The 12,372-nt window shown below is 71.3% G+C and carries 7 protein-coding genes and 1 pseudogene; 3 read left to right on the top strand and 5 right to left on the bottom strand.

Going from position 1 to position 12,372, the window contains the following annotated elements; all coding sequences use genetic code 11:
• Positions 1-2: 2 nt before the first annotated feature.
• From EMA17_RS39270 to EMA17_RS39260, 3 genes are read right to left on the bottom strand one after another with little or no spacing between them, the layout of a single operon-like run.
• Complete coding sequence (locus tag EMA17_RS39270; RefSeq protein WP_126642006.1) at positions 3-992, bottom strand: ABC transporter permease; 990 nt, start codon at positions 990-992, stop codon at positions 3-5.
• The gene (locus tag EMA17_RS39265; RefSeq protein WP_126642005.1) at positions 989-2,560 is read right to left on the bottom strand and encodes an ABC transporter substrate-binding protein; all 1,572 of its coding nucleotides are present in this window, start codon (positions 2,558-2,560) and stop codon (positions 989-991) included. The genes EMA17_RS39270 and EMA17_RS39265 overlap by 4 nt, the downstream gene beginning before the upstream one ends.
• Positions 2,557-4,029 (bottom strand): serine hydrolase domain-containing protein, encoded by a 1,473-nt coding sequence (locus EMA17_RS39260; protein WP_126642004.1) that lies wholly within the window; start codon positions 4,027-4,029, stop codon positions 2,557-2,559. Before EMA17_RS39260 ends, EMA17_RS39265 begins: the two co-directional genes overlap by 4 nt.
• Positions 4,030-4,382: 353 nt before the next feature.
• Between EMA17_RS39260 and EMA17_RS39255 the strand changes: the two genes are divergently transcribed.
• Positions 4,383-5,285, top strand: coding sequence for a serine hydrolase (locus EMA17_RS39255; RefSeq protein ID WP_126642003.1), 903 nt, complete (start codon positions 4,383-4,385; stop codon positions 5,283-5,285).
• Positions 5,286-5,373: 88 nt separating this feature from the next.
• On the opposite strand, the gene EMA17_RS39250 is transcribed toward EMA17_RS39255, so the two are convergent.
• Positions 5,374-6,105 (bottom strand): polyamine aminopropyltransferase, encoded by a 732-nt coding sequence (locus EMA17_RS39250; RefSeq protein WP_126642002.1) that lies wholly within the window; start codon positions 6,103-6,105, stop codon positions 5,374-5,376.
• A 323-nt stretch (positions 6,106-6,428) separates the two neighbouring features.
• A complete protein-coding gene (locus tag EMA17_RS39245) occupies positions 6,429-7,895 on the bottom strand; it encodes a carboxylesterase/lipase family protein (RefSeq protein ID WP_126642001.1) in 1,467 nt (488 codons plus the stop codon).
• A 261-nt stretch (positions 7,896-8,156) separates the two neighbouring features.
• On the opposite strand from EMA17_RS39245, the gene EMA17_RS39240 reads away from it, so the two are divergent.
• Both EMA17_RS39240 and EMA17_RS39235 read left to right on the top strand, forming a co-directional pair.
• Positions 8,157-9,800: a CocE/NonD family hydrolase gene (locus EMA17_RS39240; protein WP_126642000.1), complete on the top strand. Its 1,644-nt coding sequence runs from the start codon at positions 8,157-8,159 to the stop codon at positions 9,798-9,800.
• A 283-nt stretch (positions 9,801-10,083) separates the two neighbouring features.
• A pseudogene (locus EMA17_RS39235) lies at positions 10,084-11,964 on the top strand (M4 family metallopeptidase); the annotation flags it as partial.
• Positions 11,965-12,372: the final 408 nt, after the last annotated feature.

Raw genomic sequence — 12,372 nt, 5'->3', positions numbered from 1 at the left:
CGTCAGCTCCCGCGAATCGTGGACTTGGGGTCGGCGACGGCGACGGCGAGGTCGACCGCGAAGTGGATCGCGAGCGCGGCGGCTCCGTAGACGAGCACGATGCCCTGGACGAGCGGATAGTCCTTCTGCAGGATCGCCTGGACGATGGTCATGCCCAGGCCGGGCCAGGCGAAGACGTTCTCGATCAGCACGGTGCCCGCGAGCAGGCTGCTGAGGATCAGGCCGCCGAGGGTGAGCGAGGAGGTGAGCAGGTTCGGCAGCGCGTGCCGCAGGTAGACCAGTCGGGTCGGCAGCCGTTTGGCCCGGGCGGTGCGCATGTAGTCGGTCTCGAACACGCGCAGCGCCTCGACCCGGACGATCCGCGACAGGGCGGCGATCGGGGTGATGGCCAGGGCGAGCACGGGCAGTACGTAGGAGTCGGGCCCCTCGCGCAGTGCCACGGGGAACCAGCCGAGGCTGACGCCGAACACCGAGGCCAGGCCGACGGCGAGGAGGAATTCCGGGATGGCCACGATCGCCCCGGTCGAGGAGGCGAAGGCCAGTTCGCTGCGTCGGCGGCGGCCGTTGAGGGTGAACACGGCCATCGCCATGCCGAGCGGGATGGACACCACCATCACCAGGACGAACGCGTAGATCGCGATCTCCAGGGTGGCGGGGAGCCGGTCGCCGATCATGCTCGACACCGAGACCCGGGCGGTGATCGATTCGCCGAGGTCGCCGTGGAAGAGGCCGCTCACGAAGTGCTTGTACTGGGTGATCAGCGAGTCGTTCAGGCCCAGCTGTTCCTTGCGGGCGGCCACCGCCTCGGGGGTGGCGTTCATGCCCAGGGCGCCGCGGACGGGGTCGCCGGGGACGAAGTGGATCATCGCGAACGCGGCGGTCACCAGGGCGGCGAGCGAGACCACCAGGCGGCCGGTGCGACGCAGGAAGAAGGAGGTCCAGGGTCCGAGACGGAAATCCGTCATCCGGCCGGACAGGGTTGCGGTGCTCATCGGCCACCGACCTTGTGCAGGGAGGACGGCACCACGCCGCCACCGTCGAGTTCGAAGCTGTAGCCCCGAACGAAGTAGGGAGTCATCGAGTCCACGAATGTCACCGCGTCGGCACGCTTGATCAACTCGGATTCGGCGGCGGTCCATTCGGGACAGCCGGCCGTGTCGGGTCTGGCCATCGCCGCACCGACCAGACGCTGGTATTCGGGGTTGTCGAGCGATCCGAAGTTGAGCCCTTCGGGGGGCTTGGGTCCGGAGAAGAACGGGAGGATCTGATCGGGCGTGGACACCGAGATCGGCGCCCACGCGAGTTCCCACTGACCGCCCATCAGGATCGACGCGTTCGTCGACGCCGTGGTCGGCTGGATGCTCACCTTCGCCCCGAACGACTCCCACTGCTTGACCGCCAGTTCGACGGCCGAGACGAGCTGGGTGCCGAACACGCCCGGATACGGCATCGAGATGGACAGCTGTTTGCCGTCCTTGCTCCAGCGCCCGCCGGACTTCTTCCAGCCGGCCTCGCGCATCAGCGCCGCGGCCTGCGCCGGGTCGTGCGGCGGGAGGTGGCCGGTGACCGAGTCCTCGGTGCACGGTGGGCCCATCGTGATACCGAGCCGCAGCGGGGCCATGCCCTTGCCGCCGGTGGCCACCGCACCGATCTGCTTGAGGTCGATCGCGGACAGCAGCGCCCGGCGCACCCGGACATCGGCCGTGACGCGATTCGGTGCCTCGTTGAACAGCAGCATCCCCAACGGGTCCCGCTCGATCACCGCCTTGATTCCGGCCGCGGTCAATCGGGCCCGGTCGGCGCCCATCACCGACGCGATGTCGAGTTGCCCGCTGAGCAGCAGATTGGTCCGGGTGGACTCGTTGCCGACGACCTTGAAGACCACCCGATCCGGCGACGCGGAGTTGTCGGCGCCGTCCGGCCCCCAGGTGTAGCCGGGGCGCTTGACGAAGGTGAAGTGGTCGCCCGCGACCACCTCGGCGAGCCGGTAGGGACCGGTGCCGTCGGAGGTGTGCGCGAGCTTGTCCGAGTCCTTCAGCGACGAGGGACACACCAGCCGCAACATCGAGGTGCCGCGCAGCAGGAACGGGGTCGGCTGCGAGGAGGCGAGGGTCACCGTGCCGGCCTCGTTGTCGGCGGTGGCGGTGACCCCGGGAGGCACCATCAGGCCGTACAGCGGCGACTTGTTGGCCGGGTCGACGATGTGCTTGTACTGGGCGGCGACATCGGCCGCGGTCAGCGGCGCGCCGTTCTCGCACCTCACGTCGCGCCTGAGCGTGAACGTCACCGAGTTCGCGTCGGAGGTCCACTTCTCCGCGACGCCGGACACGATCCGCCCGTCGGTCCGGACGTTGACCAGCGAGTCGTAGGAGAAGCGGTTCATCATGGTCGCGTACGAAACCAGCGTGGTCATCGGGTTCAGGTTGCTGGGGTCGCTGGGGATCGCGATGGTGACGGTGTCGCCGTCCCCCGAGCTCCCGCCCACGCCCGTCCCGCCGCATCCTGCGGCGAACAGGCCCAGCGCGACGGCCGCGGCGGCCCCGCGCGAGGCCCGTCTCATCGCGCGCCTCCGCTACCGGAGTCGGCGTCGGCCCGCTCGGCACCGGTCGTCGCGACCGGCTCGCCGGCCACCACGCGGGGCAGCGCGCGGGTCATGTGCAGGAAGCGCGCGCGGTCGCCGTCGCCGACGAAGGCGTACTGCTCGTGCTGCCCGCCCTTCGCCTCGACGGCGATCAGCGTGCGGGCGTCGCGGGCCACCAGTGCGGTCGTGTGCACGGTCTCGCCCATCACGTCGGCCGCGGCGCCCAGGGTGCGCGTGGTCAGCTCGAATCCGCGCTCGGACTCGACCACGTCCATGGCCAGCACCTGCGACGCGTAGCGGCCGACGAAGAAGCGCGCGTCCACCAGCGGCGGGTCCACGGGCGGCACGACGGGTTCGGGCATGCCGACGCCCGCGGTGCTCGCCAACACCTCGCGGACCAGCTCGTACATCACGCCCAGCTCGCCGCCGTTGGTCAGGATCGCGATCGAGACGCCGCTCTCGGGGGCCACCCGCAGGATCGCGGCCTGGCCGAGGGTGCCGCCGTCGTGGCCGATCACCGGGCCGCCCGCCCAGTCGAACAGGTTCCATCCCAGGCCCCACGCGGTGCCGACCGCGCCGATGTCGGGCACGTCCACCTGCGACTCGCGCATGGCCAGGGCCGACGCCTCGGACAGCAGACGGGTGCCGTCGGGCAACAGGCCGCGCGCGACGTGCGCGGCGGCGAACGCGACCAGGTCGGTCGCGGTGGTGGCCAGCGTCGAGCCGGCCGGCGCGTTGGAGCGGGGCAGCTGCCACACCGGCGCCTTCACGGTGGTCCCGTCGGGGCCCGCCACGTGCCCGATCGCCACCCGGTGCAGGATCGCCTCGGCGGCACCGCTCGCCACCCGGGTCAGCCCGAGCGGGACGGTGATCCGCTCGCGCAGCGTGGCCTCCCACGTCTGCCCGGTCAGCACCTCGACGATCCGACCGAGGGCGACGTATCCGCTGTTGCAGTAGGAGAACATCTCGCCGGGCGCGAAGAGTCGGCCGCCGTGGTCGGCCAGATGCCCGACCAGCCCGGCCACCGCGTCGTCGCCGGGACCGAAGTCCTCGAACAGGTCGCCCTCGAACCCCGCGGTGTGGCACAGCAGTTGACGGACCGTCACGCTAGCCGCGGCGGCCTCGTCGGGCAGCTTGAAGTCGGGGAGGAAGGTCCGCACCGGCGCGTCGAGGTCGAGTACGCCCTCGTCGACCAGCTGCATGATCAGCGTCGCCGTCCAGACCTTGGTGATCGAACCGATCTGGAAGATCGACCCGGTCGTGGCCGGGTACCCGGTCTCCGCGTCGAGCACGCCCGTGGCGGCCGCGACCGTCTCGTCGCCCATCCGCACCGCGACGCTCGCGCCGGGGATATTGCCACGCTTGGCCAGCTCGCCGAGACGGGTCGCTAGGTACTCGGGAGTCGGCAGTGTCCGGGCAGCGGCCCCGGACACATCGGATCGTCCCATCGTGGGATACCTCCTCGGAAGGCGGCGGCGAGTGCCGCAGAGGACGATCACGGTAGGCAGCGCCCGAAAACCCCGAATCGTCGTCCCGGACGAAGAACGGTCGGCGAACCTGTCCGAATCACCGACGCCGAGCCATGCCGCGGGGCACGATGCTCGGCAGGGGCCGCCGGGGGGCGTGAACCGGGCCGGCTCGGGGCGCACGACGCGCGCGCACCACCTTCTCGCGGGCGACCCGACCGACGACGGACCGGCCCGCCGCGCCTCCCCCACCACCCCTCGCGTCGGCGCCGACCCCGGCGACCACCGCCGGCGACCGGCCCTTCGGGGCATCCGACCACCCACACGGAGCGGACATGAGCACCGATCGAGAGCCGGTAGAACCCGCACAGCGCATCCGGGCGATCTTCGACGCGGCCCGGGTCGACGGTTTCCTGCACGTACGCGACCTCGACACCGCCGACGAGGTCGCCTACCAGGCCGACGACCCGGTCGTGCTCGCCTCGGTCCTGAAGGTGCCGATCGTCCTGGAGTACGCCCGCCAGGCCGCCGACGGCCGGCTCGACCGGGCCGGCCGGCACCTGGTCACCGCCGCCGACCGGGAGGGCGACGGCATCGGCACCGACGGCTGTATGTACGACGTGGAGATGAGCGCGCGCGACCTCGCCTTCATGATGATCACCCAGAGTGACAACGCCGCGACCGACATCGTGCTGCGCCTGGTCGGCCGGGACAACGTGCGGGCCACGCTCGACGCGCTGGACTGCCGCGACACCTCCGTCACCGGTTGCAAGGACCTGTTCGAATCGGTCCTGAACGACCTGGGCGTCGACCCCGGCGGCAATGTCGACGAGCAGGTCGCCCGGGCCACGCCCGAGCAGATCCGCGCGCTGACCGTGCGCGACCCGAAGCGCACCGCCGCGACCACCCCGCGCGAGATCACCAAGCTGCTCGCCGCGATCTGGCGGGACGAGGCGGGCTCCACCGAGGCCTGCGCCGAGGTGCGCGACATCATGGGCCGGCAGATCTGGCCGCACCGGCTCGCGTCGGGATTCGCGGACGAGATCCGGGTCTCCGGCAAGACCGGCACCCTGTGGGGCGTGCGCAACGAGGTCGGCGTGGTCGAGTACCCCGACGGCAAGCGCTACGCGGTGGGCGTGTTCCTGCGCCTGGAGTCGCTGGGCTTTCGCGCGCCCGCGGCCGACGCCTCGATCGGCCTGGCGGCCCGCGCGGCGATCGACCACCTGCGCGCCTCCTGACCGGGGTCGGGTCCGGCGGCGCGTGCCCTGTCGCCGGACCCGATACCCCGACCCGCGTCCCGACCCGTCGGCCGGCCCTCACGGCGGGTCAGGACGCGGGCTCCTCCGGTGTCCGGGCCACGTACACGGTGTTGGTGGCCGTACCGCCCTGGAGCGGATTGTCGAAGTCGACGACGTGCGCGGCCGAGGCGGCGAAGACCTCGCCGAGCACCGCGCCGAACTCCAGGTCCGGCGGGTCGTTGGACCACAGCGCGAACACCCCGCCCGGACGCAGCCGATCGGCCAACGCGCGCAGCCCGGCGGGCCGGTACAGCGCGGCATGGCTCGGGTGCAGCACGTGGCGCGGGGAATGGTCGACGTCCAGCAGGATCGCGTGGAAGCGCCGACCCGGCTCCCGCGGATCGAACCCGCGCGCCTCGCCCGCCAGGGCGAAGAAGTCGCCCTGGACCAGCCGGCAGCGGGGATCGCCCGCGAGGCCGGCGCCGAGCGGGACCAGGCCGCGTCGGTGCCAGTCGATCACCTCGCCGAGCGCGTCGACCACGATCAGGTCACGTACGCGCGGATCGTCCAGCGCCGCGCGGGCGGTGTAGCCCAGGCCCAGACCGCCCACCACGACGTCGAGTTCGACGTCGGGCAACTCGGCCAGGCCCAGCCGGGTCAGCGCGATCTCGCCCGCCGTGAACAGACTGGACATCAGGAACTCGTCGCCGAGCTTGACCTCGTGCACGTCCTCGCCGGAGACCGGGTCGCGCCTGCGGCGCAGGCTGATCTCGCCCATCGGCGTCGTCCGCCAGTCGAGTTCCTCGAAACGCGCGCTCATTCGTGCACCCTCAACCGTGTCGATACCGTCCACCGGCCGCGCCGGTGGGCGGTCAGCCTATGGTCCCGGGCGCGCTGTCGCCGCCGGGCCCGCCGTCGGGCGGGCGGGCGGCAGGCCCTCGCGCCGGCCGATCAGGCCATGTGGAACCGATCGGCCGGTGCCGACGGGGTGTCCCCGACGACGACCCTGTGTGTCCTTGCCGTCCGTGACCTCCCGACGCCCGACCGACTGTGATCGTGCGATCGCACCAGGTTACCCCCGTCGGGGCGCGTTCCGGGGGAGGCCGCCGGGCCCGGTCGTCCGGCTCCCGGCCGGGCCGTCGATCAGCCCCAGGCGGCGCGTTCGGCCTCGCGCGGGGCGAGCACGGTGGTCGTGGTCGGTGCGTCGAACACCCGTACCGGCCGCCGCGCGTCCCACGGTTCCCAGCCGGGATCGCCGGTCTTGGCGAACCGCACCCAGGCGGCGTGCATCTCGTCGGCGAGCGACTGCGGCGGCGTGTCCCCGGTGAGCGAGGTCCACGCGCCGGAGTCGAGGCCGTCGAAGACGAACGGCAACTCCATCGCGTGCGCGGCGCCGAGGTCGCGCACCGGACTGCGCCAGGCGAACTCGTAGACGTGGGTGGGGGCTCCACCACCGTCCAGGCGGGCGTCCGCGAGGCGGTTGATCGGTAGTCGGACCAGCAGGTCGGTGGCCAGCGCGCCGAGCAGTTCGCCGCGCCCGGCGCCGGGTCGGGCCGCCCGGTAGGCGGCCAGGATCCGCCGGCCGATCCGGAACTTCAGCCGCGCGCCCGCGAACAGCACCGGCCCGACCCGGTCGAGCAGGCCGGTGGGCACGAACCACAGCCGGTATTCCTCGGTATTGGAGCCGAGCAGCAGCCCGATGCCGGAACCCGCGCCGGCCACCAGGGCCTCGAGCGGGTGCACGGGCACGAGGTCGTCGCCGATCGCCATGGCGAACCCCGGGCCACCGGTCATCGGTGTGCCGCCGGTGGTGACCGCCTGTTCGGCGGCGACCAGTTCGTCCGGCGCCACCTCCGCGAACGCCGCCCGGGACGCGGTCCGGCCCAGCCGCTCGGCCACCAGCGCGGTGATCCGCCCGGCCTTCGCGGACGGCAGCGCGTCGGGCATCCCGCTCTGCAGGATCGCGCGCGCGAACAGCGTCCCGGCGTCCGGGTGTGCGACCAGCGCACCGAGCAGGATCGATCCGGCGGACTCGCCGAACACCGTCACCCGCGCCGGATCGCCGCCGAAGGCCGCGATCTCCGCCTGTACCCAGCGCAGCGCGGCGACCACGTCGGCGAGGCCGACATTGCCCGGCGCACCGTCCAGGACGGAGAAACCCTCCGACGCGAGCCGATAGTTCACCGCGACGTACACCACGCCGTCGCGCGCGAACGCGGCACCGTCGTAGCCGGGCAGCGCGTTCGCCCCGTGCGCGAGCGAGCCGCCGTGCACCCACACCATCACCGGCAGCCCGCTCGCGTCGGCCGGCGCCCAGACGTTGAGGTTCAGGTATTCGTCGCCCTCGATCACCACCGTCGGCAGCAGTTCCCCCAGGGCTCCCCGGTACGGCGCCTGCGGCGCGGTCGGGCCCATCGTGTCCGCGTCGCGCACGCCGGCCCAGCCCCGGTGCGCGGTGGGCCGCTCGAAGCGCGACTCCCCCACCGGCGCGGCGGCGTACGGAATGCCCAGCCAGCGGCGGATGCCGTCGGCCGCGACCACGCCCCGGAGCGATCCGGCGGAGATCGTCACCGTGGCCCGCCCCTGCCCGGCTTCCGGGGGAACGCTCATGACTGGCCATCCGATCCGCGGGTCGGCCCGCTCGACGATTCCGGCAGATCGGCCGAGGGTAGCGAAGCGGGCCGCCGCGAGGCCGCGGGCGTCCGGCCCTCGGGCGGTCACCGGAACGGGCTCTACCACTTCGGATTTTCCACGCATTCCGGCCGCACGCGTCGGCATCCGGTGACACCGTGTTCCCGGGCGGACACCGACCGCCATGACCGGTCGACCACGCCCTCGTCCGAACCGTTCGCGAAGTGGGAAGGGACCGACGTGAGTTCACACGAAACGCACACGACCAGCCTGTATCCGGAAGTGGACGAGGCGACCTTGGCACAGTTGGTCGAGGCGTTGGAGACCGGGGACACCACGCGGCTCGCGCCCGCGCGGGCCGCCGAGATCGAGGAGACCCGGGCACTGGCCCGATTCAGCCGGGTACGGGTGCCCGGTGCGGGCGGCGTCGAACTGGACGGCGCGCTCTGGCTCCACCCGGGAGACCGGGCTCGGCCGGTGGTCGTGATGCCCTCCCCGTGGACGCATTTCGGCTGGCTGCTCTACGTGGCCCAGGCAACCCGGTTCGCGCTCAAGGGCTATCACGTACTGGCGTACACCGCCCGGGGGTTCGGCCTGTCCAAGGGCAACGTCGAGGTGGCCGGCCCGCTCGACGTCCAGGACGGTGTCGCGGCCCTCACGTTCGTGTTGTCCCGGATCGACGGCGAGCCGGCCGGGGTCGGCTTCCTCGGCGACTCGTACGGCTCGGGCATCAGTCAGTTGGTCGCCGCGCACGATCCACGGGTGACGGCGGTGGTGGCCCTGAGCACCTGGGGCGACCTGGGCGAGGCGTTCTACGAGAACGAGACCCGGCACACCGCCGCGGTGGAGGTCCTGCGGGGAGCCGCGGACGAGAAGCGGCTCAGCGAGGACACCCGCACACGGTTCGACAACGTGCGCAACAACGAGGACATCGAGGGCACCCTGGACTGGGCCAGGGAACGCTCGCCCATCCACCACATCGAGGCGATCAACAATCGCGAGCGACCGCTGCCCGTCCTGTTCGCGAACGCGTGGCACGAGACGCTGTTCCCGACCAATCAACTGCTGACCACGTTCAACGCGTTGACCGGCCCCAAACGCCTCCTGTTGTCCATCGGCGACCACTCCGGACCGGAGATGTCGGGCATCATCGGCCTGCCGAACCGGATCTGGGAGGACGCCCACCGGTGGTTCGACCACTACCTCCTGGGTGTCGACACCGGCATCGACGTCGAGGACGAGGTGGTCACCGAGATCATGTGGAACAAGACCCTGGAGGGGCGGCCCACCTGGGGCGCGGTCACCGGACGCACCGAGCGGCTGTACCTGTCCGCGCCGCAGAACGGCGGCGACGGCACCCTGTCGGACAAACCCGGCGCCGACGGGCAGGTCGCCTTCGCCGCGGGTACGGACACCCCGGCCACCGTCGCGGACAAGATCATCGCGACCGGGAACGCGGAACTGGCCGGCAACCCGAAGGTCTACCCGACCGCCGAGATCGACCGGGCGCACGCGGGCGTGTGGGCCACCGCGCCGCTGCCGGTGACGGCCGAGTTGCGCGGCGTCCCCCGGCTGCACCTGACCTACACGGTCGACGCGGCCGAATCGACGCTGATCGCCTACCTGTTCGACGTCGACGCCGAGGACAACGCGCACATCATCACGCACGCGCCGTTCACCGAACCGCGCGGCGAGAGCGGCCGACCGGTCTCGCTCGACATCGCGCTCCAGGCCACCGGCTACGACGTGCGGGCCGGCCACCGATTGATGTTGGTCATCGACACGATCGATCCGTTCTACGGCGACGCCACCGTCGCGGACAGCACGATCTCGCTCGCCCTCTCCGACGAGGATCCGTCCCATCTGGAGCTTCCGCTGAGCTGATTCGGGCACGCCGGCTGCCCGGCCCGCCCGGGTCGGGCAGTCCGCGCGCGAACTTCGTGCAGACATTCTCCGTTGGGCACAACTTCCCTGTCCGATAAGGAGTTTGACAGATTTTGCCGACCCCGCGAAGCCGCATTGTTCGGGACGCCGCGAACGTGTGAGCGTTTGCCGATCGGGCACGAACCCGGCGGTCACGCTCGTCGGCGGTTCGCTCACGTCGCGAATACGCGTACGACGAAGGCCGGTTCGTGGTCGAGGTCTACCTTCCACTCGAGGAGCCTCGATGAATCGAAAAACGGTGACGGCCGGGACTGTCCTGGCCGTTCTCGCCGGATTGGCGGTCTCCACCACCGCACAGTCGGCGTCCGCCGACCCGTCTCCCCCTCCCGGCTCGCAGGCGTTGGCGGTAGCCGCCGCCGACCAGGCCGTCTCCAGCGGTCTGGACACCCTTGCCAAGGGTCCCGACGAGCAGTACCAGCGCCAGACGGTGACCCCCTGGGTCAACGGTCTCTACTCGGTCGCGTACGAACGCACCTACCGCGGCCTGCCGGTCGTCGGCGGGGACGCGGTCGTGCTGGCCGACAACCAGGGCCGGGTCCGCGCGACCCAGTCCGCCACCGGTGCCCGCATAGCCGCGAAGACCACGGCCACCATCGACGCGAGCGCCGCCGAGGCGACGTCGAAGGCCCGGCTCGCCGCCGTGGACAAGGTGGAATCGCACCGCCTGGTCGTCCGGGTCAAGGACGGCGTCGGCAATCTCGCGTGGGAAACCGTGGTCGTCGGTCGTACCGCGACCGCGCCCAGCCGCCTGCATGTCTTCGTCGACGCGAGCACGGGCACGGTGCTCGACCAGATCGACGACGTGAAGGCTGGCAGCGCGAACAGCCAGTGGAACGGCCCGAGTCCGCTGACCATCGACACCACCAACTCGGGCGGCACCTACTCCCTGCGCGACCCGAACCGGCCGGGCCTGACCTGCGCCGACTACAGCACCGGCACGGTCTTCTCCAAGTCCACCGACTCCTGGGGCAACGGCCAGGCGTCGAGCAAGGAAACCGGCTGCGCCGACGTCTTCTGGGCGGCGCAGAAGGAATGGAACATGCTCCGCGACTGGCTGGGTCGCAACGGTCACAACGGCACCGGCGGCAGTTGGCCGGTCAAGGTCGGCCTGAACGACGTCAACGCCTATTGGGACGGCTCGTCCGTCTCCATCGGCCACAACCAGGCCAACCAGTGGATCGGCTCGATGGACGTGGTCGGCCACGAATTCGGGCACGGCATCGACCAGTTCACCCCCGGCGGCGCCGGTACCGAACCGGGTCTGGGCGAGGCCACCGGCGACATCATGGGCGCGCTGACCGAGGCCTACACCAATGAGCCCTCGCCGTACGACGTCCCCGACTACACCGTCGGCGAAGCCGTGAACCTGGTGGGCCAGGGCCCGATCCGCTACATGTACAAGCCGTCCACCAACGGCGACCCCGACTGCTACAGCTCCTCGATTCCCAACACGGAGGAGCACGCGGCGGCCGGACCGCTCAACCACTGGTTCTACCTGCTCGCCGAAGGCACCAGCCCGGGCGGTGGCAAGCCCGACAGCCCGACCTGCAACCAGACCACGATGACCGGGGTCGGCATCCAGCAGGCCGGCAAGGTCTTCTACGGCGGCATGCTGCTCAAGACCAGCGGCATGACGTACAAGAAGTACCGCACGGCCACGCTCAACTCGGCCAAGACGCTCGACCCGACCTGTGCGCTGTTCACCAAGACCAAGGCCGCCTGGGACGCGATCAGCGTGCCCGCGCAGACCGGTGACCCGACCTGCACCGGCGGTCCCGCGCAGAACGACTTCTCCATGAGCTTCACCCCGAACTCGGGTACCGTACAGCCCGGTTCGCAGATCACCGCGACCCTGGGCACGACCATCACCTCGGGTAACGCGCAGTCCGTCTCGCTCGTCGCGACCGGTCAGCCGGGCGACGTCACCGTCGGCCTGAGCCCGAACCCGATCCAGTCCGGCACCTCCTCGACGCTGACCGCGACCGCCGCGGCGGGCGCCGCGAACGGCACCTACGTGATCACCGTCACCGGTACCGGGCCCAACGCCACGCACACCGCCCAGTACACCCTGACCGTCGGTACCGGCGGCCCGGGCGGCGACGCGATCAAGAACGGCGGCTTCGAGGACGGCACCGCCAACTGGACGCAGAGCGCGAACGACATCACCAACAGTTCGCAGAACGCGGCACACGGCGGCACCTGGTACGCGTGGATGATGGGTTACGGCTCCACCGCCACCGAGACCCTGTCGCAGTCCGGCGTCACGATTCCCAACACCGGCTCGCCCAAGCTGTCGGCGTGGATCAAGACGACCACCAGCGAGCGCGGGAACACGGTCTACGACACCCTCAAGGTGCAGATCAACGGGACCACCCTCGCCACCTACTCCAACGTCGGCGCCACCGGTGCCTACGTGCAGCGCACGGTGGACCTGAGCGCCTACAAGGGCCAGACCGTGACCGTGCAGTTCGCGGGCGCCGAGGACTCGTCGCTGACCACCACGTTCCTCGTG

Origin of the sequence: Embleya hyalina (assembly GCF_003967355.1) — a bacterium.
Taxonomy (GTDB): domain Bacteria; phylum Actinomycetota; class Actinomycetes; order Streptomycetales; family Streptomycetaceae; genus Embleya; species Embleya hyalina.
This window is presented reverse-complemented; position numbering and strand designations above follow the sequence as displayed.

Coding starts and splice junctions, on each gene's coding strand:
- EMA17_RS39270 (WP_126642006.1), bottom strand. CDS start 992: ATGAGCACCGCAACCCTGTCCGGCCGGATGACGGATTTCCGTCTCGGA.
- EMA17_RS39245 (WP_126642001.1), bottom strand. CDS start 7,895: ATGAGCGTTCCCCCGGAAGCCGGGCAGGGGCGGGCCACGGTGACGATC.
- EMA17_RS39260 (WP_126642004.1), bottom strand. CDS start 4,029: ATGGGACGATCCGATGTGTCCGGGGCCGCTGCCCGGACACTGCCGACT.
- EMA17_RS39250 (WP_126642002.1), bottom strand. CDS start 6,105: ATGAGCGCGCGTTTCGAGGAACTCGACTGGCGGACGACGCCGATGGGC.
- EMA17_RS39265 (WP_126642005.1), bottom strand. CDS start 2,560: ATGAGACGGGCCTCGCGCGGGGCCGCCGCGGCCGTCGCGCTGGGCCTG.
- EMA17_RS39255 (WP_126642003.1), top strand. CDS start 4,383: ATGAGCACCGATCGAGAGCCGGTAGAACCCGCACAGCGCATCCGGGCG.